The organism is Pseudoxanthomonas sp. CF385 (assembly GCF_900104255.1).
Lineage (GTDB): Bacteria > Pseudomonadota > Gammaproteobacteria > Xanthomonadales > Xanthomonadaceae > Pseudoxanthomonas_A.
Window position 1 is genome coordinate 129,598 of the sequence record NZ_FNKZ01000004.1, and the last position, 22,061, is coordinate 151,658.

A 22,061-nucleotide genomic window follows, 5' to 3' on the forward strand; every position below is an offset into this window, starting at 1 on the left:
CCGGATGGTGTCAGCCCTGTAGTTCGCGCAGCGTCACCGACGGCGGCGCATCCAGCACCTTGCGCGTGGCGAAGAGCCCCGCACCGAGCGCGGCCACCATGCCCAGGCCACCGCCGATGGCGGCCAATTGCCAGTTCGCTTTCCACGGCAGGTCGAACACCTGCGTCGCCACGACGCCCGACAGCACCGAGGCCGCGATCGCCGCGACCAGACCCGCCAGCAGACCGATCGCGGCGAACTCCGAGGCCTGCGCGAGACGCAGCTGGCGACGGCTGCCGCCGAGCACGCGCATCACACCGCCTTCCAGCAGGCGCTCGTCCTGGCTGGCGCTCACCGCCGCCATCAGGACCAGCAGGCCGGCGGCCAACGAGAACCAGAACACCACCTGCACAACCTGCGAAACCTGTTCGGCCGTGCTGCGCACCTGGCTCAGTACCGCCTCCACGTCGATCACCGACAGGTTGGGGAACCGGCCCACCAGCTCGCGCGTGAACGCGGCATCGCCGGTCGGCACGCTGACCGCGGTGATGTAGCTGGCGGAATAGCCGTCGAGCGCGCCGGGCGAGGCGACGACGAAGAAGTTGGGACGGAAGCTTTCCCAGTCCACGCTGCGCAGGCTGGTGATCCGGCCCTCGAAGCGCTGGCCGGCGATGTCGAAGGCGACGCGATCGCCCAACTTCCAGCCCAACGCGTCGGCGAAGTCCTCTTCCACGGACAGCTCCGGCGACGAAGGCGTGCGATCGGTCCAGAACTCGCCCGCGGTCACCTTGTTGTCGTCGCGCAGTGTCGCAGCCATCGACAGGTTGAACTCGCGATCGGCCCGGCGTTGCGTGCGCTCGTCGGCGTCTTCATAGTCCGCGCCGCTGCTCGGCTTGCCGTTCAATTCGACCAGCCGGCCACGGATCATCGGATACAGGTCGACCGCCGACAGTCCGCGCGCCTGCATGAACGTCTTCACCGGATCCACCTGGTCCGGCTGCACGTTGATGATGAAACGGTTCGGGGCATTGGCCGAGAGCGCCAGCTGCCAACGGTCCAGCAGGTCGGTGCGCACGAAGGTCAGCAGCAACAGCGCCATCAACCCGAGGCCGAGCGCCGACACCTGCGCGATCGACGTACCGGCACGTCGGCTGACGTTGGCCAGGCCATAGCGCAGGCTGCCGCGCAAGCGCGAGCGCACGCGGCGCACCAGCAGGATCAACAGCCAGGCCAGCCCGGCGAGCACGGCGAGCGTGCCGATGATGCCGACCAGCATCGCAGTGCCCAGCGCCGGCGAACCCGCCTTCCACCAGAGCAGCGCGCCGAGGCCGACGAAGCCGGTCAGCGCGACCAGCCAGGCGCTGGGTTCGGTCCGGTCGAGATCGCGACGCAGCACGCGCAACGCGGGAACGCGCCGCAGCGCCAGCACCGGCGGCGCGCCGAAGGCGAGCAGCACGATCATGCCCACGCCGTAGCCCTGCAAGGCGGGCAGTACGCCCGCCGGCGGGATGTCGATCTTCAACGATTGCTGCAGCCAGCTGCCGATGCCCCACTGCAGGCCGAAGGCGATCAGCACGCCCACCGTGCAGGCGGCCAGGCCAAGCAACACCAATTCGCCGACATGGATGCCGACCAGCGTGCGCTGCTGCGCGCCGAGGCAGCGCATCACCGCCGTGCCGGAGAGATGGCGCTCGCTGTGCCGGCGCGCCGCCATCGCCACGGCGACGGCGGCCAGCACCACCGACACCAGTGCGGCCAGGCCCAGGAAGCGGCTGGCACGGTCCAGCGCGGAGCGCACCTCCGGCCGCGCGTCCTGGATCGTCTCCATCCGCTGGCCGCGCGCGAGCTGCGGCTTGACCGCCGCGGTGAAGGTTTCGACCGCGCCGGCATCGCCCGCGACGACCAGGCGGTAGCGGAGGCGACTGCCTTCCTGCACGAGGCCGGTGGAAGGAAGGTCGGCAAGGTTGAGGAAGACCTTGGGCGCGACGTTGAAATAGTCCAGCGCGGCGTCGGGCTCCTGCGTGACCAGGGCCGCAAGTTTCAGTGCACGCGTGCCGATGCCGATCTCGTCTCCGAGCTTCGCGCCCAGGGTTTCGGCGCCGGCCTGGCTGATCCATACCGTGCCGGGCGCGGGAACGCCGGCAGCATCGTGCTCGGGGCCGCCCGCCGCGTCGATGACGCGGAAGCTGCCACGCAACGGAAAGCCTTCGCCCAACGCGCGCAGGTCGCCCAGCGACAGCGCCTCGCCGGCGCGGACCATGCTCTGCATCTCCTGCGTCTCGGTCACGCGCAGGCCCGGGCCGGCCGCCAGCGCGCGCAGTGCCGCCGTCGGGGGCGTGTCGCCGCGCACGACCACGTCGCCGCCGAGCAGGCGGTTCGCTTCGATGGCGAGTGCGCGCTCCGCGCGATCGGTGACGAAGCCCACCGACGTCACCGCCACCACCGCCAGCACCAGCGCGGCGAACAGGATGCGGACATCGCCCGCGACCAGATCACGGCGCAACTGGCGCCAGGCCAGCGCGAGCGTCTTCATGCGCCGCCGCTCTGCAGGCGGCCGGCGTCCAGCCGGAGCAGGCGCTGGCAGCGTGCCGCCAGATGGTCGTCGTGGGTGACCAGCACCAGCGTGGTGCCCGCGTCGGCGTTCAAGGCGAACAGCAGTTCGATGATCGCCTGACCGGTATGCGTGTCGAGGTTGCCGGTGGGTTCGTCGGCGAACAGCAGCGACGGGCGCGTGACGAACGCGCGCGCCAACGCCACGCGCTGCTGCTCGCCGCCGGACAACTGGCGCGGATAGTGGCCCAGTCGCTGGCCCAGGCCGACCTTCTCCAGGATCTGGCGCGCGGGACCGTCCACGTCGGCATCGCCGCGCAACTCCAGCGGCAGCATGACGTTCTCGAGCGCCGTCAGCGACGGCAGCAGCTGGAAGCTCTGGAAGACGAAGCCGACCTTCTCGCCGCGCACGCGCGCACGGCCGTCTTCGTCCATGTCGGAAATGCGTTCGCCATCGAGCGTCACCGCGCCCGCGCTGGGAACATCCAGCCCGGCCAGCAACGACAACAGCGTGCTCTTGCCCGAGCCCGACGCGCCGACGATCGCCACCGTGTCGCCGTGGCCGATGCGGAAGCCGATGTCCTCGAGTATCGTCAGTTCGCCACCGGGCAGCGGCACGTGCTTGCCCAGCCCCTGCACGTCGAGGACGGCGCGTTCGGTGGTGCGGGCTTCAGTGTGCAGTCTGCTGGCGTCGGCCATGATCGTCTCGTCGGTCATTTCGTGAATCATCGGGAGCACGGATTAAATGTTTCTTAATTCAAGCAGGTATGGGGCCGGGCGCGCACGCATGCAATGGGCCATCGGCGTGGCCCTGCTTCTGCTCGTCGCGGTATTCGCACGGCCCGTCGCAGCGCAAACCGCGCAGGCCGCAGCCGCGAAGGGCGCGCGCACCGTCCTGGTGATGGGCGATTCGCTGTCCGCCGCCTACGGCCTGTCGCCGGCGCAGGGCTGGGTCGCGCTGACCGCGGACCGCATCGGCAAGACCCGACCAGGCTGGCGGGTCGTCAACGCCAGCATCAGCGGCGAGACCACCGCGGGCGGCGCGGCGCGCATCGCCGCAGAGCTGCAGCGCCACAAGCCGGCGGTCGTCGTCATCGCGCTGGGCGCCAATGACGGCCTGCGCGGCCTGCCGCTGGCGCAGACGCACGCCAACCTGGAGAAGATGATCAAGGCCGCACAGGCGGGCAAGGCCAAGGTGTTGCTGGTCGGCATGCGCATGCCGCCGAACTACGGCCCGGACTACACCCGCGGCTTCGAACAGAACTACATCGCGCTGTCCCGGCAGTACCGTACCGCCCTGCTGCCTTTCCTGCTGGAACCCATCGCACTGGACCGCAACGCCTACCAGGCCGACAACCTGCACCCGGTCGCCAGTGCGCAGCCCAAGCTGCGCGACCACGTCTGGAAGGCGCTGGAACCGCTGCTGCGCTGAGCGGTACGTAGGAATTTTCCTACGCGAAGCCGGGGATTCCGCCGAATGTGATAGCTGACACATTCACGCACAGTAGCCCTGCCGGTTCCCTGCCCGGCATTGCTGATTGGAGTACCCCATGCCTCGCCTGCTCTTCACCATCGCCGCCGCCGCCAGCGGCTGGCAGCTCTATGAGGGCGAATACGGCCGTAACTGGTTCGACAACCTCTGCGACGCCCGCGAGAACGCCAAACTGCTCGCCGCCACCCTGCACCAGCACCACGGCATCCCGACCGCCGTCGTCATTGAGATGCCGAGCAACGAGGCCATCCTGCTCGCCCGGCACGGGTGACCCGGCTCAGGCAGTGATGCCCGACAGCTGCCGCAGCGCCTGCTCGAAGGTCTCCGGCGGCTGCCCGCCTTGGACGAGATGACGGTCGTTGAGGATCACCGACGGCACGGCCTGGATACCGTGCTGCTGGTAGAAGCGCTCCCGCTCGCGGACCTCGGCAGCGAAGCGGTCCGTTTCCAAGACGCCGCGCGCCCCGGTCGCATCCAGTCCCGCTGCGCTGGCGATCGCGACCAGCGTGTCGCGATCGGACACATTGCGACCCTCCCCGTGGTACGCCTGCAGCAGCGCGCGCTTGAGCGCATGCTGCTGCGTACCGCCGAGCTCGCCGGCCCAGTACAGCAGTCGATGGGCATCGAAGGTGTTGTAGATGCGGTCGCGCTTCCGGAGGTCGAAGTGGAAGCCCAGGGCTTCGCCCCGCAGACGCAGCGCCTCGCCGTTCTGCGCCAGTTGCTCCGGCGACAACCCGTACTTGCGACCCAGATGATCGGCGATGGACTCTCCATCGGGCCCCATGTCCGGATTCAGTTCGAACGGCTGGAAGTGCAGTTCGACCTGCAGGTCGCCGCCGATGGCGGCGATGGCGCGCTCGAGCGACGCTAGGCCGATCGCGCACCAGGGGCAGGCGACGTCGGAGACGAAATCGATCTTCACGGGTTTCGACATGCGGTGCGCCTCACTCGTTCTCGGTGTTCTTGTACACGCGGCCCTGCTTCATCACGAAGCCGACGTTCTCCAGCACCGCGACGTCCTGCAGCGGATCGCCATCCACGGCGATCAGGTCGGCGGAGTAGCCCGGCTTGAGCACGCCCACGTCCTTGTCGATGCCGAACAGACGCGCATTGACCACGGTGGCCGAGCGGATCGCCTGCAGCGGCGTCATGCCGAACTGCACCATGCGCGAGAACTGGCGTGCATTGAGTCCGTGCGGGTAGACGCCGCCGTCGGTGCCGAAACCCATGATCGCGCCGGCCTGGTGCGCCTTGCGGAAGTTCTCGCGCTGGTTGGCGCCCACGCGGCGCTCCTTCTCCAGCGATTCGGGCAGGAACCCGGCCTTCTCGCCTTCGCCGAGGATGTACTCGGTGTTGTAGATATCCATCACGAGCACCGCACCGTTCTTCTTCGCCAGGGCGATGCCTTCGTCGTCGATGAAGCTGGCGTGTTCGATGGAATCCACGCCGGCCAATAGCGCGTTGCGGATGCCGGTGGCGCCATGCGCGTGCGAGGCGACCTTGCGGCCCAGGGCGTGCGCTTCGTCCACCAACGCCGTCAGCTCCTCCAGCGAGTACTGCGGCGCGCCGACCTCGGTGCCCTTGGACAGCACGCCGCCGGTGGAGCAGGTCTTGATGAAGTCGGCGCCGAACTTGACGTTCTGCCGCACCTTCTGCCGCGCGGCCCACGGGCCGTCGGCCACGCCTTCGCCCACCGCCTTGTACTCGGCGGGCAGCAGGTTGTTGTCGCTGCAATGGCCGCCGGTGATGCCGATGGACACGCCGCCGGCGAGGATGCGCGGGCCTTCGACTTCACCGTTCGCGATCGCATCGCGCAGCGCCACGTCGGCGTAGCCGGGCGAGCCCGGCACGCGCACGGTGGTGAAGCCCGCCAGCAGAGTGGTGCGCGCGTTCTTCGCCCCCTTGATGGCGGCGGCCGGCAGCGAGATGGCCAGGCGCCGGTAACCCTGCAGGTCGGCGTCGCCGTGCAGGTGGACGTGCGCATCCATGAGGCCCGGCAGCACGGTCTTGCCGGACAGGTCGTGCACGGTCGCGCCCGAGGGCACCGGCGTCGTCGCGGCCGGACCGATGGCGGTGATGCGCGCATCCTCGATGACGATGGCCTGGTCGGTCAGCACCCGCCCGGATTCGACATCGAGCAGGCGCCCGGCTTTCACGTAGGTGGTTGCCGCGAATGCGGGCGCGCACGCAAGGGACAGGACGACGGCAAGGACGCGTAGGCGCATCGGAACTCCGGGCAGGAAAGGGCCGCGCGACTCTAGCAGCCGCACGCATGCGATGACGAAGCAGGGCGGACGATCCCGCCCTGCACGCGCATCAGACCGGCGTGGGATTGCGGTAGGCGAAGCCTGCCTGGTGCCAGTACGGATACGGCTTCGGCCGCTGGCTCGCCGCATCCAGTTTCGCCACCTGTTCGGCCGTCAGGTTCCAGCCCACCGCGCCGAGGTTCTGCTTCAGTTGTTCCTCGTTGCGCGCCCCGATCACCACGGTGCTGACCGTCGGCCGCTGCAGCAGCCAGTTCAACGCGACCTGCGGGATCGATTTGCCGGTTTCCTGCGCGACCTCGTCCAGCGCATCGACCACGTCGTACAGGTACTCGAGGTCGACCTGCGGACCGGCATCGTGCGCGGTCTGCGACTGCAGGCGGCTGTTTTCCGGCAGCGGCTGGCCGCGGCGGATCTTGCCGGTGAGGCGACCCCAGCCCAGCGGACTCCAGACCACCGCGCCCACGCCCTGGTCGGCGGCCAGCGGCATCAGCTCCCATTCGTAGTCGCGGCCGACCAGCGAGTAGTACGCCTGGTGCGCCACGTAGCGCGTCCAGCCGTGGCGATCGGCGGCAGCCAGCGACTTCATCAGGTGCCAGCCGGAGAAGTTCGACACGCCCAGGTAACGGATCTTGCCGGCCTTCACCAGCGTATCGAGCGTGGACAGCACCTCTTCGACCGGCGGACGCGCATCGAAGCCATGCAGCTGGAACAGGTCGATGTAATCGGTGCCGAGGCGCTTGAGCGCGGCATCGACGGCGTTGATGAGGTGGTGACGCGAAGAGCCCACCTGGTTCTCGCCGTCGCCGAACCGGAAGGTGGCCTTGGTGGAAATGAGCAGCGAGTCGCGCGGACGTCCCTTGATCGCCTCGCCGAGGATTTCTTCGGCCGCGCCCTTCGAATAGACGTCGGCGCTGTCGAACAGGGTGAGGCCGGCGTCGAGGCAGATGTCGACCAGCCGGCGTGCTTCGGCCACGTCGGTACTGCCCCAGGCGCTGAACAGGGCTCCCTGGCCACCGAACGTGCCGGTGCCGAAGGACAGGACGGGGACGCGCAGGCCCGATGCGCCGAGATAGCGGTATTCCATGGGGACGATCCAGAAGCGGGGGAGTGCGCCATTGCACTCCCCCGTCGCCGCAGCGGCAACCCCTCGCGATGGAACGCTTAGTTCGCGCTGGCGGAGGGCCGCACGATCACTTCGCTGACATCCACATCGTCCGGTTGCTCGATGGCGTAGGCGATCGCGCGGGCGATGGCCTCGGCGGGAATGGCGACCTGGCGGAAGTCCTCGATCCACGCCTTGATGCCGGCGTCGCTGATGGTTTCGGCCAGTTCGCTGGTGGTCACGCCCGGCGACACCACGGTGACGCGCAGGCTGTCGTGCTCCTGCCGCAGGCCCTCCGAAATGGCCAACACCGCATGCTTGGTGGCGCAGTACACCGAGGCGCTCGGCCACACGCGATGGCCCGCGGTGGAGGCGACATTGATCACCTGGCCCCCGCCCTGCGCCTGCATCACCGGCAGCGCCGCGGCAATGCCGTGCAGCACGCCGCGGATGTTGACGTCGATCATCGCGTTCCATTCGTCGATCTTCAGCGCGGCCAGCGGCGACAGCGGCATCACGCCGGCGTTGTTGACGATCACGTCGAGCCGGCCGAACGACGCCTGGGCGAACGCGACGAACGCCTGCACGTCGTCCAGGCGGGTGACGTCCAGCGCCTGGAAGCGGGCGCTGCCGCCCGTTGCGGCGATCTCCGCGACCAGCCGCTCCAGCCGGTCGGTGCGGCGCGCACCCAGGACGACATGGGCACCGCGACGGGCGAGTTCGCGCGCGGCGGCCTCGCCGATGCCGCTGCTGGCGCCGGTGATGGCGATGACTTTTCCTTGGATTCCGGACATGGGGTACCTCGTGGGGGAATGCGCGGCACGGGCTGTGCCGCAACGGGGCGCAGTCTCGGCCCGCCGCCCCCAGCGTCGATATCCGGTTCCTCCGCGATCCTTGCCTGATCCTGCGCTGCCCCCGTCCAGGCCATTCCATCCAGCGGCGCGCTGCGTAGACTCGTTTCCATCCCCCACGCCCGTATTCCCGGCCCTTCCCATGTCCGCTACCGCTTCCGCCCATGACGCCCGCCTGCGCGAGCTCGCCGGCTTGATTGAACGATCCACCGGCCAGGATGGCGTCCACACGACCGCGATCCAGGCATTGCAGTTCTCCCGCCTGAGCGCGCCCATGGCGCTGCCCATGCGCGGCGTGCAGGAAGCCGCGCTGTGCCTGATCGTCCAGGGGGCCAAGCGCGCGATCCTCGCCGACGAGGTCTACGACTACGACGCGAGCCGTTTCGTCGTCGCATCCGTCGACCTGCCGGTGACCGGGCAGGTCACCCGGGCTTCCGCGGAGGCCCCCTACCTGTGCCTGATCCTGAAGCTGTCGCCCTCCACCATCGCCGAGCTGGTCACCGAGGCCGAATCGGCCCGTGCGCCGCTGCCGCCGCCATCGCGCGGCCTGTTCCTGCAACCCAGTAGCGTGGAGATGCTGGACGCCGCGATCCGCCTGGTGAAGCTGCTCGATACGCCGCACGACATCCCGCTGCTCGGGCCGTTGATCGAACGCGAGATCCTGTACCGCGTGCTGTGCAGCCCGCAGGGCGCGATGCTGCGCCACATCGGCATCGCCGACAGCCAGGGCCAGCGCGTGGCCAAGGCGATCCACTGGTTGCGGCAGCATTACGCGCAGCCTTTGCGCATCGACCACATCGCCCGCGAGGTGCACATGAGCGCGTCGGCGCTGCACCACCACTTCAAGGCCGTGACCGCGATGAGTCCGCTGCAGTACCAGAAGCAGTTGCGCCTCCAGGAGGCTCGCCGACTGATGCTGAGCGAGGTCATGGACGCCGCCAGCGCCGGCCACCGCGTGGGCTACGAAAGCCCGTCGCAGTTCAGCCGGGAATACAGCCGCATGTTCGGCGCCCCGCCGGTCCGCGACGTGGAGCGCCTGCGCAGCCTCTGAACGGGCCGGAAACCGGCGCTGAACATGCCGTAAGCCCGGCGTCGTGCGCCGTTGCCGCACCCCCGTACGCGGCGCACAATCCTCTCGGATATCTCCCGAGGAACGGTCATGAAAGCCTCCGCCCTGCTGCTCGCCTCCTTCGTCGCGCTCACGGCCGCGATGCCCGCCGAGGCGCGGCAGAAGAACGTCACCGATCCCGAGATCCCGCGCAGCCTGCCCACCGAAGGCGGCGCCGTCAGCGTCCAGTGGACCGACCCCGGGCAGTTCAGCGAGATCAAGTTCAGCGGCAACCGCTGGGAATCGAAGCGCGGCACCTGGGTGACCGACCTGGCGGAGTACCTGCGCGATGAAGCCGGCCAGCGGCTCGCCCGCGGCCAGACGCTGGACGTCACCATCACCGACATCGACCGTGCCGGCCGCTACGAACCTGCGGTTCGCCCCGGCATGGAAGACATCCGCATCGTCAAGGACATCTACCCGCCGCGGATGACGTTGAACTTCGTCGTGAAGGGCGCGGATGGGCAGGTGGTCGCGGAAGGCGAGCGCAAGCTGGTCGACCACGGCTTCCTGATGGGTTCCAACCTCAACAGCACCGACACCCTGCGCTACGAGAAGCGCATGATCGACGACTGGCTGCGTCGCGAGTTCAAGGCCAACGCCGCGCTGACGTCCACGCCCTGATGCAGTGACTCAGGGTGCCGGTGCCGCCCCGCGCGGCGCCGGCTCGTGCGGGTAGACCGCCGACACCGAACACTGCACGCGTATGCCGCGGCGAGACCAGCGCCGTTCGTCGCCGGGCATCCACGCATCCGCATTGCCGGAATCGAAGAGGCTGTTGCCGCCGCTGTCCTGCGCCACCACGCGGTCGCCGGGATTGCCGCAGATGAGCCCGATGCCGACGCCGGACCGGAAGACGATGGCCGGTGCGGAGTCCAGGTCGGGGCAGCTCTGCGCGAGCTCGACCCGGTAATAGCGGTGTCCGCCCGAACGACGCGGCGACAACTCCACCAGCATGCCCTCGCTGTCCTCCGACCACGCGCGCAGGTAGCGCGGGTTGAAGCAGAAGCTCGACGAACCGGCGAAGCCGCGCCGCCGCGGCGCACGTACTTCCACCGTTTCCAGCGTGGCGACGCCATCCTCCGATCCCTGCGATGCGCGCGCCATGGCGGCGTACTCGCGCGCGTCGATCGTCGCGATCCCGGTCACCGCGCAGGTGGCCTCGCCGATGCGCACGTATTCCTGGCCGGTCCCGCACACCCAGCCCTCGCGGGCCAGCAGGACGGCATCGGCCCGGCCGGCACCGGGACATCCTTCGGACAGGGTGATGCGGAAGCGCTGTCCGTCCCGACCCTGCACGGCGAGTTCCGTGGACGACGCCTGGCGCACCTCGCCCATCTGCCGGGCATCCAGGCAGCCGGGGGCGGGTGGAACGCGCGGCGGCGCGTCGGGCGCTTGCGCGCGCACCGACTGGGGCAGCGCCAACGTCGTCAACAAGGCCAGCATCCAGCGCATCCGTGCATCTCCCGGGGAACGCGGCGATGGTAAACCAGGCTTGTGGCACGCCGGGGGAGGCACCATATCCATGGCATCCCTTCTTCCGCGGAGCACGTCCATGGCGACCTTCGACCTCACCCCGCCCACCGATGCGCAACGCACGGCGCTGGTCGCCGGCCTGAGCGAAGACGAACGCCGGGTGTTGCTGCAGCACGGTACCGAGGCGCCTTTCTGCGGCGTGTTCCTGGACAACAAGCAGGACGGCGTCTACACCTGCCGCCTGTGCGGCCTGCCGCTGTTCCGCTCCAGCGCCAAGTTCGATTCCGGCACGGGCTGGCCGAGCTTCTTCCAGCCGGTGGACGAAGCGCACGTCGGCCGCATCCGCGATATCAGCTACGGCATGATCCGCACCGAGATCGTCTGCGCCCGCTGCCACAGCCACCTGGGCCACGTGTTCCCGGACGGTCCGCCGCCGACCGGCGAGCGCCACTGCCTGAACTCGGTCTCGCTGGCCTTCACGCCGCACGGCGCCGCCCTGCCCGACCCGCTGCAGCGCGGCGGTGCGGAGTCGCAGCCTGCGGGGTGATGCCGGCCGCCTGTCACGAGACGGGCACATGACGGCGGTAGCCTGACCGTCACCCAACCGTCGCCCGGCTGTCATACATGGCCGCATCCACCGATACGCACGCCGCCATGCCGACATTCTCCGGATTGCCGGGCGCGCTCTGGTTGTACCGGTTCCACGGCGAAGGCCGCGCCCATGCGCTCGATGCCGCGTCCACCGGCCTCGATATGCTGGATGCGTCCACCGACGCCTGGCATTGGCTGCACCTGGACCTCAGCGATGTGCGCAGCGCACAGGTGGTGGCGGTCCTGCCGATTCCCGAGGACGCCCGCGACACGCTGCTGTCGCCGGATTCGCACGTGAACCTGCAGCGCGAAGACACTGCGGCCTACGGCGTCTTCGTCGACTGGACGCACCAGCGCGGCGTCGATCTCGCGGCCGAAGGCCAGTTGCGGGGCGACGACGGCATCGGCTGGCTGCACTTCGCGATGACGGAGCGCCTGCTGGTCACCGCGCGCCGCCAGGCTTTGCGCTCGGTCGAGGCCGCGCGCCGTGCGGTGATCGTCGGCGTGCAGGCCGATGCGCCGGTCCGCCTGCTGGAGATGGTGGCCGGCCGCTTCGCCGATACGGTGGAGCGCAGCAGCGATGGACTGTCGACGCGGCTGGACCGCATCGAGGACCGCGTGCTGGCGGACAGCATCGGCGAAGAGCGCCGCGACCTGGCCCAGTTGCGCCACCAGACCGTGCGCCTGCACCGGCCGCTCACCGCGATGCGGCGCGTGCTGAAACCGTTCGAGCAACGCCATGCGGGCGATGCCGACGACGACCTGCTGCTCGCCATCGCACGCCTCAACCAGCGTTTCGACGATCTCGACGGGGATGTCGGTACGCTGCAGGAACGCGCGCGCCTGTTGCAGGACGAAGTGGCGGCCAAGCTCGCCGAACGCACCAACCGGCATCTCTACGTGCTGTCGATGATCACCGCGCTGTTGCTGCCGCCCAGCCTGGTCGCCGGCCTGTTCGGCATGAACCTGCCCGGGCTGCCGTTCGCGCACAGCACCCACGGCCTGGCATTCGCGCTGCTGCTCGGCGCGGCCTCGAGCGTGGTGGTCTACCTGCTGCTGCGGCGCATGGGCGTGGCGCGTTCGACCTGAGCACGACGCGCGGCCGCGCTATCCTAGCGGCCTGATGACGCTTCCCCTCCGCACCGCCACCCGCTACGTCACCCCGCTGCGCGAAGGCGGCTCCATGCCCGCCGTGGTCGAAGCCGACGACGACGGCCTCTACGTCCTGAAGTTCCGCGGCGCCGGCCAGGGGCCTAAGGCGCTGGTGGCCGAGGTGATCGCCGGCGGCCTGGCCCGCGCCCTGCAGCTGCCGATGCCGGACCTGGCGCTGATGGCGCTCGATGCCGACCTCGCCCGCACCGAAGGCGACCCGGAGATCCAGGACCTGATCAAGGCCAGCGCCGGCATCAACCTGGCGATGGACTACCTGCCCGGCGCGGTGAACTTCGACCCGGTCGCCGAACAGCCCGATCCGGAGCTGGCCTCGCGCATCGTCTGGTTCGACGCCTTCATCAGCAACGTCGACCGCACCGCGCGCAACACCAACCTGCTGATGTGGCACCGCAAGCTGTACCTGATCGACCACGGCGCGGCGTTGTACTTCCACCACGGCTGGGACGGCGATCTGGCCGGCGCCGGCAAGCCGTTCCCGCTGATCCGCGATCACGTGCTGCTGCGCTGGGCCTCGCGGCTGGCCGAGGTCGACGCCGCCATGGCGGCCAGGCTGACGGAGGCCACCATCGCCGACGTCGTCGCCGACGTGCCCGATGCGTGGCTGGAAGGGCCGGACCGCTTCGGCGATGCCCCCACCCAGCGCGCGGCCTACGTCGCGTACCTGGTACAGCGCCTCGCGCAGCGCGAGGCCTTCGTGCAGGAGGCGATCCGTGCACGCACATGACACCTACGACTACGCGGTGATCCGCGTCGTCCCGCGCGTGGAGCGCGAGGAGTTCGTCAACGTCGGCATCATCCTGTCGTGCGAGCGCGCGGGCTTCCTCGAAGCGCGCATCGAACTCGATGAAGCGCGCCTGCGCATGCTGGACCCCGGGCTGGACATCGAATCACTGCGCCGCCACCTGGAGACCATCCCGGCGATCTGCCGCGGCGGCGAAGCGGCGGCGCCGATCGGCCTGTTGCCGCCGCGCGCGCGCTTCCACTGGCTCACCGCCAAGCGCAGCTCGATCATCCAGACCTCGCCGGTGCACATGGGCCGCTGCGGCGACCTGCCGGCCACGCTCGAACACCTGATGGACCGCATGGTGCGGCCGCCGAAAGCCACCGCGCCGCGATGAGCGTCTACGTGGACGATGCCGTCACGTTCTGGCGCGGCCGCCGCTGGGCCCACATGATGGCCGACACGCTGGACGAGCTGCATGCGATGGCGGCGCGCCTGGGCATGCCGCGCCGCGCCTTCCAGGACAAGCGCAGCGGCGCGCATTACGACCTCACCGAAGAACTGCGCGCCGAGGCGCTACGCCTCGGCGCCGTCGCGATTTCCCGTCATCAGGACCGCGACCAGGTCCGCACGATCATCCGCATCGCCCGCTCCCAGTGGAGCGGGCTGCCCGCGGACGACTGACCGCGAGGCTCAGAGACGCTTGGCCTTGCCGGTGCGGATGGCCTCACCGACCAGACGATCCACATCGCTCTGCATCCGCATCGCGGCGGCCGCCTGCTGACGGCCAAGCGCTTCCTGCTGGCGCGCGAGCGGTTCCTGCTGGCGGGCCAATGCCTCCTGCCGTTTCGCCAGGGCGTCCTGCTCCCGTGCCAGCGTTTCCATCTTGCGATCGAACTCCACCTGACGACCCTGTCCACCCCGCATCGCGGCCGAGGCCTGTTCGGTGGCGATGGCGGCCATCTTCACGCCGAGCTCGCCCTGCTTCTCACCCAGCGCACCCTGGCGTTCGCCGAGCGCGCCCTGCTGTTCGCCCAGCTTGCCTTGCTGCGCACCCAGGGCTTCCATCGGTGCGTGCGCGGCCTTGATCTGCTTCAGGGTGGCCGTGTCGCGTACCACGTACTGCTTGCCATCCTGGCGCACCCACAGCACCGGCGCGCTGCCTTGCTGCTGCTTGCGGGCGGTGACGATGTCGTCGCTGCGGCCGGCCATCGTGACCTCGTTGCCGTCGATCAGCACATAGGCATCGCCACCGCCCTCGCGATCGATGTTGATCACCTGCGTGCTGCTCGTGCTGCTGTGGCCGGGATGCTTCGGGGGTGCGGGCGGGGTGGGCGGCGCCGGCGGGGCCACCTTGGGCACGGCCGGCACTGCAGGCGGCGGCGGAGGCGCGGGAACGGCGTAGCCATTCGCCGCGACGATGGCGCGCGGTGCGGCGGCCGGGCGAGCGGCCGGCGTGGCCGCGGTCGCTGCGACCGGCGCCGCGGCGGGGGTGGCCGACGTTGCGGCGGTGGCGGCCACGGGGGCCGTTGCGTTCGTCGCGGCGGCCGCGGGCACCGGCGCGACGGGCGCCACCGGTGCACTGGCGGTGACCTGGTACGGAACGGCGCCAAACAGGACCAGACCGATGGTCAGGGCCAGCGCGCTGCTGCGCAGGGGCGATGCGGTGTGCTGGAGCATGAGCAGTCTCCTCTTGAGGATGCGGAACGTGGGGGAGGCGCCGGCGAGCGCCGGCGACGGTGCGGTGGCGACGCCCAGCTTCACCAGCAGGCGGCCGTAGTCGTGGGGCGCGTGGCGCTCGTCGGCCAGCACGGCGGCGTCGCAGGCGACTTCGCGGGCCAGGCCGTACTCGCGCGCGGCGAGGTGGGCGACGGGATGGAAGAAGAACAGGTGCTGCGCCAGGGCCGGCATCCATGCCCACCACAGATCGCGACGCTGCAGGTGGGCGAGTTCGTGGTGCAGCGCCATGCGCAGGTCGTCGCCGCGCATCCGCGCCAGGCCGGCCGCGGGCAGCAGCAGCACGGGGCGCCAGGGCCCGGCCAGCATCGGCGACTCGATGTCGTCGCTGACGCGCAGTGCCGGCAACGTGTCGAGGCCGAGATGGCGACCGAGTGCGGCGTACTCTGCCGTCGCGCGCGGATCGGTGCACGGCATCGCGCGCGCCAGCTGTCCGCGCAGGCGAATCCACTGTCGCGCGGTGTTGAGCAGCATGACCGTCACGCCGGCAAGCCAGGCGGCCAGCAGCCAGACCGGCCAGCCGAATTGCAGTCCGGCGTCCTGGGCAACCGGGGGGAGCGTGGCGGTGGCCGCCGATGCGACGGAGGCGGTCGTTGCCGCAGCATCGACCGTCATCGGAACCGCCTGCACCGCGACGGACGCGGAAGGCGCGGCGGGCAGCAACGGCAATCCGACCGGCGCATGCCAGAACAGCCCCACCACCATCTGCGTGGCGACCAACCACCACAGCCAGGCGCGGGTGCGGGCATCGAGCCGCGGCAGGAACCGGCACAGCGCCCAGACCAGGGCCGCGAGCAGGACGGCTTGCCCGCCGACGGCGAGCAGGCGCGAGGCGACCAGGTCGGCGAACGCTTCCAGGCCCATGTCAGCTCTCCTTCCGCTTGGACTGCAGGTTGGCGACCAGCGCCTCCAGTTCGGCCAGTTCGTCGTCGCTCACTTCCGAGCGTTGCGACATCCACGCCACGAACGGCGACAGCGAGCCCTGCAGGGTCTTCTCCACGAAGCTGCCGACCGCGCTGCGCATGACGTCGTCGGACTGGGCCACCGGGGCGTAGCGGTACACGCCGTCCACCGGCCGGCGGCGCAGATAGGCCTTGGCCCTCAGCCGTTCCATCATCGTCAGCACGGTGGAGCGGGCCAGACCGCGCGGCTCGCCGAACGCGCCCGCGACCTCGCCGACGCTGGCCTCGCCGTGTTCGGACAGGTGCTGCAGCAGTGCCAGTTCCTGGTCGCCGATGGACTTGCGGGCCTTGCCGGGCATGGAATCGCCTCATGACTACAGTTGTCGTCAACATGCCCGTGACGACAACTGTAGTCAACCCTGCCGAAGGTCACTCCCGGCCCGGCCCCGACGAACGGTCGCCCCTCAAGAAACCGGGTGACAGGCCGATCCAGAGGAAACCCCACCCCTGCGTCAATGTCGCCATGCTCATCATCGTCGGCTTCATCATCGTCACCCTGAGCGTGATCGGCGGCTACCTCGGCTCGCACGGCAAGCTCGGCGCCCTGTGGCAGCCCTTCGAGCTGGTCATCATCGGCGGCGCGGCGCTCGGCGCCTTCATGGCCAGCAACCCGACCAAGGTGGTCAAGAGCACGATCTCGGCCACGCTGTCGGTGTTCAAGGGCGCCAAGTACAAGTCGTCGGATTACCTCGACGTGCTGACGCTGATCCACGAGATGCTCAACAAGGCCCGCCGCGACGGTTTCATGTCGCTGGAAGAGCACATCGAGAACCCGACCAACAGCCCGCTGTTCCAGAAATATCCCAAGATCCTCGCCGACCACCACCTGCTCGACTTCCTGACCGAGTGCCTGCGCCTGATGGTGGGCAGCAACATCGAACCGCACGAGCTGGAGCCGCTGCTCGAGCTGGAACTGGAGAAGCACCACCACGAAGCGATGGCGCCGGCGCATGCGCTGCAGAAAGTGTCCGACGGCCTGCCCGGCTTCGGCATCGTGGCCGCGGTGCTCGGCATCATCGTGACGATGGGCTCGATCGGCGGCGACATCGCCGCGGTCGGCGCGCACGTCGCGGCCGCCCTGGTCGGCACCTTCCTCGGCATCCTGCTGGCCTACGGCTTCGTCTCGCCGCTGGCCGCCGCGATCGAAGCGCAGGTGGAGCAGGACAGCCGCATGTACGAGTCGGTGAAGACGGCGTTGCTGGCCTGCCTGCGCGGCTACAACCCCGCCGTGGCGCTCGAGTTCGCCCGCAAGACCCTGCCCTCCGATGTGCGTCCGCCGTTTGCGGAATTCGAAGCGCACCTGAAGGCCAACAAGTAAGCCACGGCGATGAGCGAGCAACGCCCCACCATCATCGTCCGACGGGTCAAGAAGGTCGCCGGCGGCGGCCATCACGGCGGTTCGTGGAAGGTCGCCTATGCGGACTTCGTGACCGCGATGATGGCGTTCTTCCTGGTGATGTGGCTGATGGGCGCCACCACCAACAAGGACCGCGCGGCGATCTCGGAGTATTTCCGGAATCCCAGCCCGCTGAGCGGCAAGAGCTTCTCCCCCGCACCCGGCCCGGCCGGCCCGGGCGGCGCGAGCACGTCGATGATCAAGCTCGGCGGCACGATGGACCTGCCGAAGGGCGAGAGCGACAACCCGTTCGAGAAGCCGCCGGGCGATGCCCAGCAGGTTTCCGAGGAACAGCAGAAGGCGCAGGAGAAGCAGCGGCTCGAGACGCTGATGCAGGCGCTGCAGGAAGCCATCGGCAAGAGCCAGGCGCTGGAGCCGTTCAAGGACCAGTTGCTGCTCGACCTGACGCCGGAAGGCCTGCGCATCCAGATCGTCGACCAGCAGAACCGCCCGATGTTCGATCTCGGCGGCACGGTGCTGAAGCCCTACACGCAGGCGATCCTCGCCGAGCTGGCCGGCTTCATCAACCAGGTGCCGAACCACATCAGCATCACCGGCCACACGGATACGACGCAGTACACCTCCAACCGCGGCTACACCAACTGGGAACTCAGCGCCGAGCGCGCCAACGCCGCACGCCGCGCGCTGGTGGTGGGTGGCATGCAGGAGGACAAGGTGTCGCGCGTGGTCGGCCTGTCGTCGTCGGTACTGTTCGACAAGCAGAACCCGCAGAACCCGATCAACCGCCGCATCAGCATCGTGGTGATGACCAAGGCCGCCGAGGAAGCGATGCAGGGCGAAGGCCAGCTGCTCGCCCCCGGCGCACCGAAGCCCGACGCCGACACCGCGATGCCCGACGCGCCGGTGCAGGCGACGGCGACCTCAGCACCGGCGCCGACACCGGCGGCCAACGCACAGGACAGCGCAGCGCCCTGACGCCGCATGGACTTACGACCCGCGCACCCTCAGCCGGCGGGGCAGCGGGTAAGACGCTTGGTGCAGTCGCGCGGTCCCCAGTCGCTGCGTCGCCAGCAATAGGTGTCCTGATCCAGGACAACCGCGTCCCACGACACCAGGTTGCCCGCGTCGTCACGCCGATCCTCGCCGTCCATGCGCATCGCAAGCGCATTGCCATTCCTGCCGGTGACCGTGTAGCTGGTCAGCTTCAATTCGATAGGCCCCTCCAGCTCGGTGGGCTGCCGTATGTGCATCCGCTTCCCACCCTTGGCGAAGCTGATCTTCGCCGGCATGCGCTTGCAGTCCGCGCTGCTCCAACCCCATTGACCCGGCAGGATGTCGTAGGGAGAGAGCACGCCGCCGCGCTCGCCCACGGCGGCCCCGGATGCCAACAGAATGACCAGTGCCACGCATCCCCTCATTTTCATGCGCCCCTCCGTAAGGCCTGCATCCCTCCCGAAGCGTGCATCCGCATGCTTCTCCACGCAAGCCGTAGTACGCAACGTCATGGCGATCTCGAAGCAGGCCCCTTCACCTCGATGGTGTTGCCATCGGGATCGTCGAAATAGAGCGAGGGCCCGTCGCCTTCCGCGCCGAAGTTGATCGCCACCGGCGCCGGCGTGATGCCGAAGCGCGCCAGATGCGCACGCAGCGCCGCCTCGTCGAACGGCTCGATGCGCAGGCAGAGGTGATCGACGTTGCGTCCCTCCTCGCCCGCCGCTGCCCCGCCACGCGCGCCCAGCGTCCCGTCGACGCTGACCAGATCGATCATCGAAGCGCCCGCGCGCAGATGCACCAGGCCCAGGTGTTCGCGTTGGCGCACCACCTGGCAGCCCAGCACGTCGCCGTAGAAACGGAGGCTGCGCGCGAGATCGCGCACGCGCAGGACGAGGTGGTCGATCCGCTCGACTTCGAAAGGCCGCGTCATCGGAGACAACTCCTGGAGGGTTGCAGGTGCGACGATCCGGGGGACGCGATTTCGACATCGGGTGCGACATCACGGCGTTGACGCAGCTGAACGGAGCGCGCACAATCCGCGCCGATCAGCCAGCACCGAGTCGCTTCATAGAAGTTCTCACCGCCAGCGGAACGTGCCCTCCGGGCCCCCACTCGCTCCGAGAACTCGATGAAACTTCTGACCCTGGCGATCCTGTCGGCGTTGTCCGCCGGCGCGCACGCGGCTGACGCCGCATCCTCCGACACGCCCGCTCCGGCCACCGCCGTTCCGCCGGCGACCACGCCGGAATATCTCAAGCCCACGACGCTCGATACGCTGAAGGTCATCGGCCAGCGCCTGTTCCCGTATCAGGAAGGCCTGATGCTGGACGAGCGCTACATCGACGAGCAGGCCAAGGGCAATGGCGATATCGCGACATTGCTGCGGATCAACCCGAACGTGCAGTTCGACGATACGGCGTCCCACTCACGCAACATGGGCGAGATCCGGCCCGCCGAGATCAGCATCAACGGCGGCCTGTACTACCAGAACGCCTTCGTGGTCGACGGCGCAAGCTTCAACAACGACCTCGACCCCGCCAGCAACAACCCGAACCATTTCGCCGATCCGCCGAGCCATACGCAGGGCATCGCGATCGACACCAGCCTGATCGGCAGCCTCACCGTCTATGACAGCAACGTGCCGGCGAGTTACGGCGGCTTCAATGGTGGCGTCGTCGATGCGGAGACCCGCCAGGCCAAGGATGCGTTCTCGGGCAAGCTGTCATTCCGCATGACCCGCTCGGTCTGGAACGAAGTGCATGTGAACGATGACTACCGCCAGGTCTTCGAGGAGTCCTCGAGCCTCGCGAACCAGCCCATCTACGACAAGCACCAGGCCAACCTGACCCTGGAAGGGCGGACCGCCTCCGGCATCGGCCTGATCGGCACGATCAACCGTACGCGCTCGGAAATCCCGCTGCGTGCCCATTCGGGCGGGCGGACGCCCGAGTTCGACGAGCCCGTGAAGGACACCATCCGCGAGAACACCAGCTACAGCCTGCGCGGCGACTGGAAGAACGACACTGGGCTGACCCTGAGCGGCAGCGTCGTCTATGCGCCGACCGACGAGACGTACTTCATCGAGAACGCGCGTGATTCCTGGTTCGACCTGAAGCAAGGCGGCCCGATCATCAGCCTGCGCGCTACGCTGGACCACGGCGCCTGGACCTTGGGCAACACCCTCAGCTACTCCGACCTGGACAGTTCGCGTCGTAGCGACGTGGACTTCTGGCGCAGCTGGCGCTGGTCGGAGGACAAGAACTGGGGCACGAATCCCAGTGCATCCGGCCTGAGTACCGAGGGCAATTGGGGCAACGTGGACCAGACCAATCGCACCCTGGCCTACAAGTTCATCGCGGACCGTGATGCGATCTCTTTCGGGAACACCCAGCACCGACTGCAGTTCGGCGCGGAGGCCTCCCGACGCGAAGCCACGTATCGCCGGCTTAACGACCACTACGCGTGGATCTCACCCCTCGCCACGTCCACCTGCACGGACGCCCGGGGCGTCGTCGATACCGTCACCTGCTCGCTGGCGCCGGCACGCGGCTTCAATGGCCGCGGCCAGTTCCTATCCCGCCTGACGACCTACCACGCAGGCTACTTCGAGGCCGAATCCACGGACTGGGCCGCGTTTGCACAGGACGACATCCGCGCCGGCAACTGGAGCTTCCGTCCTGGCGTACGCGTGGACGGGAGCACGCTGACCGAGCAGACCACCATCGCGCCACGCTTCGCGATGTCGTGGGACCTGTTCGGCAACCAGCAATCGTTGCTGACGGCAGGCGCGAACCGCTACTACGGCCGCAATTTCTTCGCCTACAAGCTGCGCGAAGGCCGTGAACGCCTCGAGACCAGCCAGTCGCGCGTGGCGACGGGGGGGAACGCGCTGGTCTGGAGCGCGCCGGTGCAGTCGACCACGCAAACGCGATTTGAGGAACTCGACGTTCCCCATAGCGACGAGCTCAGCCTGGGCTTCAACCAGGCATGGGGGAACTATGACCTCAATGCCAAGTACGTCCGCCGCGAGAACCGCGATGAAGTCATGCGCGTGCGCGTCGCCAGTGGCGATTCCAGTGGCTACTACTCGGCCAATGTGTACGAGTACCAGAACGTCGGGCGCGCCGAGAGCGACACCTACACGCTCAGCATCGGCGCCCGTCGGCCATGGCAATGGGGGCCCAGCACCAGCACCGCGCAACTCGCGTTCGACTACACCGACACCCGGCGAGCCTATACCGGGTCGTACCAAGATTACTCGACCAACTACGACGAGACCGACTACAACGCCATCGTGCGGTACGAGGGCGACATCATGCGTGCGTACGATATTCCCGCCGACAGCTTCAACCGCCCGTGGACGGCACGACTGGCCACGCAGACCCGGATCGAGGCCTGGGGGCTGCTGTGGAGCAACTTCCTGCGCTATCGCGCCGGCTATCTCGGCGTGAGCCAGGTGGGCTACGAGGATTACCAGGGCGATCGCATCGAGGTCTTCGAACAGGTGGATTACCCCCACAGCTTCACCTGGGACACCGTCGTCGAGTACGCCTTCGATCTTCCCCACGAGCAACAGATCTACGCGCGCATCGAAGTACAGAATGCCCTCAACCGCGCCAACCGGATCAGCGGCTCGACTTACGCCGCCTTGTACGAACCGGGCCGCAGTTACTGGCTGGAACTGGGTTACCGGTTCTAGTC

General features: G+C 68.8%; 22 protein-coding genes and 1 pseudogene. 12 read left to right on the top strand and 11 right to left on the bottom strand.

What is annotated here, in order from left to right; genetic code table 11:
- Positions 1–10: 10 nt before the first annotated feature.
- Both BLT45_RS17410 and BLT45_RS17415 read right to left on the bottom strand, forming a co-directional pair.
- Positions 11–2,512, bottom strand: a complete 2,502-nt coding sequence (locus BLT45_RS17410; RefSeq protein WP_093303900.1) for an ABC transporter permease — start codon at positions 2,510–2,512, stop codon at positions 11–13.
- A complete protein-coding gene (locus tag BLT45_RS17415) occupies positions 2,509–3,228 on the bottom strand; it encodes an ABC transporter ATP-binding protein (protein ID WP_093304347.1) in 720 nt (239 codons plus the stop codon). Before BLT45_RS17415 ends, BLT45_RS17410 begins: the two co-directional genes overlap by 4 nt.
- 88 nt (positions 3,229–3,316) lie before the next feature.
- Here BLT45_RS17415 and BLT45_RS17420 point away from each other — a divergent pair, with 88 nt between their 5' ends.
- Both BLT45_RS17420 and BLT45_RS17425 read left to right on the top strand, forming a co-directional pair.
- Positions 3,317–3,961: an arylesterase gene (locus tag BLT45_RS17420; RefSeq protein WP_093303904.1), complete on the top strand. Its 645-nt coding sequence runs from the start codon at positions 3,317–3,319 to the stop codon at positions 3,959–3,961.
- A 118-nt stretch (positions 3,962–4,079) separates the two neighbouring features.
- Complete coding sequence (locus BLT45_RS17425; RefSeq protein ID WP_093303908.1) at positions 4,080–4,292, top strand: hypothetical protein; 213 nt, start codon at positions 4,080–4,082, stop codon at positions 4,290–4,292.
- 6 nt (positions 4,293–4,298) lie between these two features.
- On the opposite strand, the gene BLT45_RS17430 is transcribed toward BLT45_RS17425, so the two are convergent.
- From BLT45_RS17430 to BLT45_RS17445, 4 genes are all read right to left on the bottom strand, one after another.
- On the bottom strand, positions 4,299–4,955 hold the full coding sequence (locus BLT45_RS17430; protein ID WP_093303912.1) for a DsbA family oxidoreductase: 657 nt from the start codon (positions 4,953–4,955) through the stop codon (positions 4,299–4,301).
- A 10-nt stretch (positions 4,956–4,965) separates the two neighbouring features.
- Positions 4,966–6,246, bottom strand: coding sequence for a Xaa-Pro dipeptidase (locus tag BLT45_RS17435; protein WP_093303916.1), 1,281 nt, complete (start codon positions 6,244–6,246; stop codon positions 4,966–4,968).
- 91 nt (positions 6,247–6,337) lie between these two features.
- The gene (locus tag BLT45_RS17440; protein WP_093303919.1) at positions 6,338–7,372 is read right to left on the bottom strand and encodes an aldo/keto reductase; all 1,035 of its coding nucleotides are present in this window, start codon (positions 7,370–7,372) and stop codon (positions 6,338–6,340) included.
- 77 nt (positions 7,373–7,449) lie between these two features.
- The gene (locus BLT45_RS17445; RefSeq protein ID WP_093303924.1) at positions 7,450–8,184 is read right to left on the bottom strand and encodes an SDR family oxidoreductase; all 735 of its coding nucleotides are present in this window, start codon (positions 8,182–8,184) and stop codon (positions 7,450–7,452) included.
- Between the two features lie 199 nt (positions 8,185–8,383).
- Here BLT45_RS17445 and BLT45_RS17450 point away from each other — a divergent pair, with 199 nt between their 5' ends.
- Both BLT45_RS17450 and BLT45_RS17455 read left to right on the top strand, forming a co-directional pair.
- Positions 8,384–9,292 (top strand): AraC family transcriptional regulator, encoded by a 909-nt coding sequence (locus BLT45_RS17450; protein WP_217629588.1) that lies wholly within the window; start codon positions 8,384–8,386, stop codon positions 9,290–9,292.
- Between the two features lie 108 nt (positions 9,293–9,400).
- Positions 9,401–9,973, top strand: a complete 573-nt coding sequence (locus BLT45_RS17455; protein ID WP_093303937.1) for a DUF3016 domain-containing protein — start codon at positions 9,401–9,403, stop codon at positions 9,971–9,973.
- A 9-nt stretch (positions 9,974–9,982) separates the two neighbouring features.
- Here the strand turns inward: BLT45_RS17455 and BLT45_RS17460 are convergent, their stop codons facing one another.
- Positions 9,983–10,795: a hypothetical protein gene (locus tag BLT45_RS17460; RefSeq protein ID WP_254771946.1), complete on the bottom strand. Its 813-nt coding sequence runs from the start codon at positions 10,793–10,795 to the stop codon at positions 9,983–9,985.
- A 109-nt stretch (positions 10,796–10,904) separates the two neighbouring features.
- Between BLT45_RS17460 and msrB the strand changes: the two genes are divergently transcribed.
- The 5 genes from msrB (at position 10,905) to BLT45_RS17485 (ending at position 13,994) form a co-directional block, all read left to right on the top strand.
- Positions 10,905–11,372 carry a peptide-methionine (R)-S-oxide reductase MsrB gene (msrB, locus tag BLT45_RS17465; protein ID WP_093303946.1) on the top strand — a complete coding sequence of 156 codons (468 nt, stop codon included), beginning with the start codon at positions 10,905–10,907 and terminating at the stop codon, positions 11,370–11,372.
- A 77-nt stretch (positions 11,373–11,449) separates the two neighbouring features.
- The gene (locus BLT45_RS17470; RefSeq protein ID WP_093303950.1) at positions 11,450–12,505 is read left to right on the top strand and encodes a CorA family divalent cation transporter; all 1,056 of its coding nucleotides are present in this window, start codon (positions 11,450–11,452) and stop codon (positions 12,503–12,505) included.
- 34 nt (positions 12,506–12,539) lie between these two features.
- The gene (locus BLT45_RS17475) at positions 12,540–13,313 is read left to right on the top strand and encodes a HipA family kinase (protein WP_093303954.1); all 774 of its coding nucleotides are present in this window, start codon (positions 12,540–12,542) and stop codon (positions 13,311–13,313) included.
- The gene (locus BLT45_RS17480) at positions 13,300–13,707 is read left to right on the top strand and encodes a DUF3037 domain-containing protein (protein ID WP_093303958.1); all 408 of its coding nucleotides are present in this window, start codon (positions 13,300–13,302) and stop codon (positions 13,705–13,707) included. The genes BLT45_RS17475 and BLT45_RS17480 overlap by 14 nt, the downstream gene beginning before the upstream one ends.
- Positions 13,704–13,994 carry a DUF4031 domain-containing protein gene (locus BLT45_RS17485; RefSeq protein WP_093303962.1) on the top strand — a complete coding sequence of 97 codons (291 nt, stop codon included), beginning with the start codon at positions 13,704–13,706 and terminating at the stop codon, positions 13,992–13,994. Before BLT45_RS17480 ends, BLT45_RS17485 begins: the two co-directional genes overlap by 4 nt.
- Before the next feature lie 9 nt (positions 13,995–14,003).
- Here BLT45_RS17485 and BLT45_RS17490 read toward each other — a convergent pair whose 3' ends face one another.
- Together BLT45_RS17490 and BLT45_RS17495 are read right to left on the bottom strand one after the other, a co-directional pair.
- Positions 14,004–15,911 (bottom strand): M56 family metallopeptidase, encoded by a 1,908-nt coding sequence (locus tag BLT45_RS17490; protein WP_093303967.1) that lies wholly within the window; start codon positions 15,909–15,911, stop codon positions 14,004–14,006.
- Between the two features lies 1 nt (position 15,912).
- Positions 15,913–16,308, bottom strand: coding sequence for a BlaI/MecI/CopY family transcriptional regulator (locus BLT45_RS17495; protein WP_093303974.1), 396 nt, complete (start codon positions 16,306–16,308; stop codon positions 15,913–15,915).
- A gap of 164 nt (positions 16,309–16,472) precedes the next feature.
- On the opposite strand from BLT45_RS17495, the gene motA reads away from it, so the two are divergent.
- Both motA and motB read left to right on the top strand, forming a co-directional pair.
- Positions 16,473–17,327, top strand: coding sequence for a flagellar motor stator protein MotA (gene motA / locus BLT45_RS17500; protein WP_056880755.1), 855 nt, complete (start codon positions 16,473–16,475; stop codon positions 17,325–17,327).
- A gap of 9 nt (positions 17,328–17,336) precedes the next feature.
- Positions 17,337–18,338 (top strand): annotated as a pseudogene (gene motB, locus BLT45_RS17505) (flagellar motor protein MotB); the annotation flags it as partial.
- A gap of 32 nt (positions 18,339–18,370) precedes the next feature.
- Here the strand turns inward: motB and BLT45_RS17510 are convergent.
- Positions 18,371–18,772, bottom strand: a complete 402-nt coding sequence (locus tag BLT45_RS17510) for a hypothetical protein (RefSeq protein ID WP_139188051.1) — start codon at positions 18,770–18,772, stop codon at positions 18,371–18,373.
- 95 nt (positions 18,773–18,867) lie between these two features.
- Positions 18,868–19,290: a VOC family protein gene (locus BLT45_RS17515; protein WP_093303987.1), complete on the bottom strand. Its 423-nt coding sequence runs from the start codon at positions 19,288–19,290 to the stop codon at positions 18,868–18,870.
- Between the two features lie 198 nt (positions 19,291–19,488).
- Between BLT45_RS17515 and BLT45_RS17520 the strand changes: the two genes are divergently transcribed.
- A complete protein-coding gene (locus tag BLT45_RS17520) occupies positions 19,489–22,059 on the top strand; it encodes a TonB-dependent receptor plug domain-containing protein (RefSeq protein WP_093303991.1) in 2,571 nt (856 codons plus the stop codon).
- The last annotated feature ends 2 nt before the right edge of the window (positions 22,060–22,061 follow it).

Coding starts and splice junctions, on each gene's coding strand:
- BLT45_RS17410 (WP_093303900.1), bottom strand. CDS start 2,512: ATGAAGACGCTCGCGCTGGCCTGGCGCCAGTTGCGCCGTGATCTGGTC.
- BLT45_RS17415 (WP_093304347.1), bottom strand. CDS start 3,228: ATGGCCGACGCCAGCAGACTGCACACTGAAGCCCGCACCACCGAACGC.
- BLT45_RS17420 (WP_093303904.1), top strand. CDS start 3,317: ATGCAATGGGCCATCGGCGTGGCCCTGCTTCTGCTCGTCGCGGTATTC.
- BLT45_RS17425 (WP_093303908.1), top strand. CDS start 4,080: ATGCCTCGCCTGCTCTTCACCATCGCCGCCGCCGCCAGCGGCTGGCAG.
- BLT45_RS17430 (WP_093303912.1), bottom strand. CDS start 4,955: ATGTCGAAACCCGTGAAGATCGATTTCGTCTCCGACGTCGCCTGCCCC.
- BLT45_RS17435 (WP_093303916.1), bottom strand. CDS start 6,246: ATGCGCCTACGCGTCCTTGCCGTCGTCCTGTCCCTTGCGTGCGCGCCC.
- BLT45_RS17440 (WP_093303919.1), bottom strand. CDS start 7,372: ATGGAATACCGCTATCTCGGCGCATCGGGCCTGCGCGTCCCCGTCCTG.
- BLT45_RS17445 (WP_093303924.1), bottom strand. CDS start 8,184: ATGTCCGGAATCCAAGGAAAAGTCATCGCCATCACCGGCGCCAGCAGC.
- BLT45_RS17450 (WP_217629588.1), top strand. CDS start 8,384: ATGTCCGCTACCGCTTCCGCCCATGACGCCCGCCTGCGCGAGCTCGCC.
- BLT45_RS17455 (WP_093303937.1), top strand. CDS start 9,401: ATGAAAGCCTCCGCCCTGCTGCTCGCCTCCTTCGTCGCGCTCACGGCC.
- BLT45_RS17460 (WP_254771946.1), bottom strand. CDS start 10,795: ATGCTGGCCTTGTTGACGACGTTGGCGCTGCCCCAGTCGGTGCGCGCG.
- msrB (WP_093303946.1), top strand. CDS start 10,905: ATGGCGACCTTCGACCTCACCCCGCCCACCGATGCGCAACGCACGGCG.
- BLT45_RS17470 (WP_093303950.1), top strand. CDS start 11,450: ATGGCCGCATCCACCGATACGCACGCCGCCATGCCGACATTCTCCGGA.
- BLT45_RS17475 (WP_093303954.1), top strand. CDS start 12,540: ATGACGCTTCCCCTCCGCACCGCCACCCGCTACGTCACCCCGCTGCGC.
- BLT45_RS17485 (WP_093303962.1), top strand. CDS start 13,704: ATGAGCGTCTACGTGGACGATGCCGTCACGTTCTGGCGCGGCCGCCGC.
- BLT45_RS17490 (WP_093303967.1), bottom strand. CDS start 15,911: ATGGGCCTGGAAGCGTTCGCCGACCTGGTCGCCTCGCGCCTGCTCGCC.
- BLT45_RS17495 (WP_093303974.1), bottom strand. CDS start 16,308: ATGCCCGGCAAGGCCCGCAAGTCCATCGGCGACCAGGAACTGGCACTG.
- motA (WP_056880755.1), top strand. CDS start 16,473: ATGCTCATCATCGTCGGCTTCATCATCGTCACCCTGAGCGTGATCGGC.
- BLT45_RS17515 (WP_093303987.1), bottom strand. CDS start 19,290: ATGACGCGGCCTTTCGAAGTCGAGCGGATCGACCACCTCGTCCTGCGC.
- BLT45_RS17520 (WP_093303991.1), top strand. CDS start 19,489: ATGAAACTTCTGACCCTGGCGATCCTGTCGGCGTTGTCCGCCGGCGCG.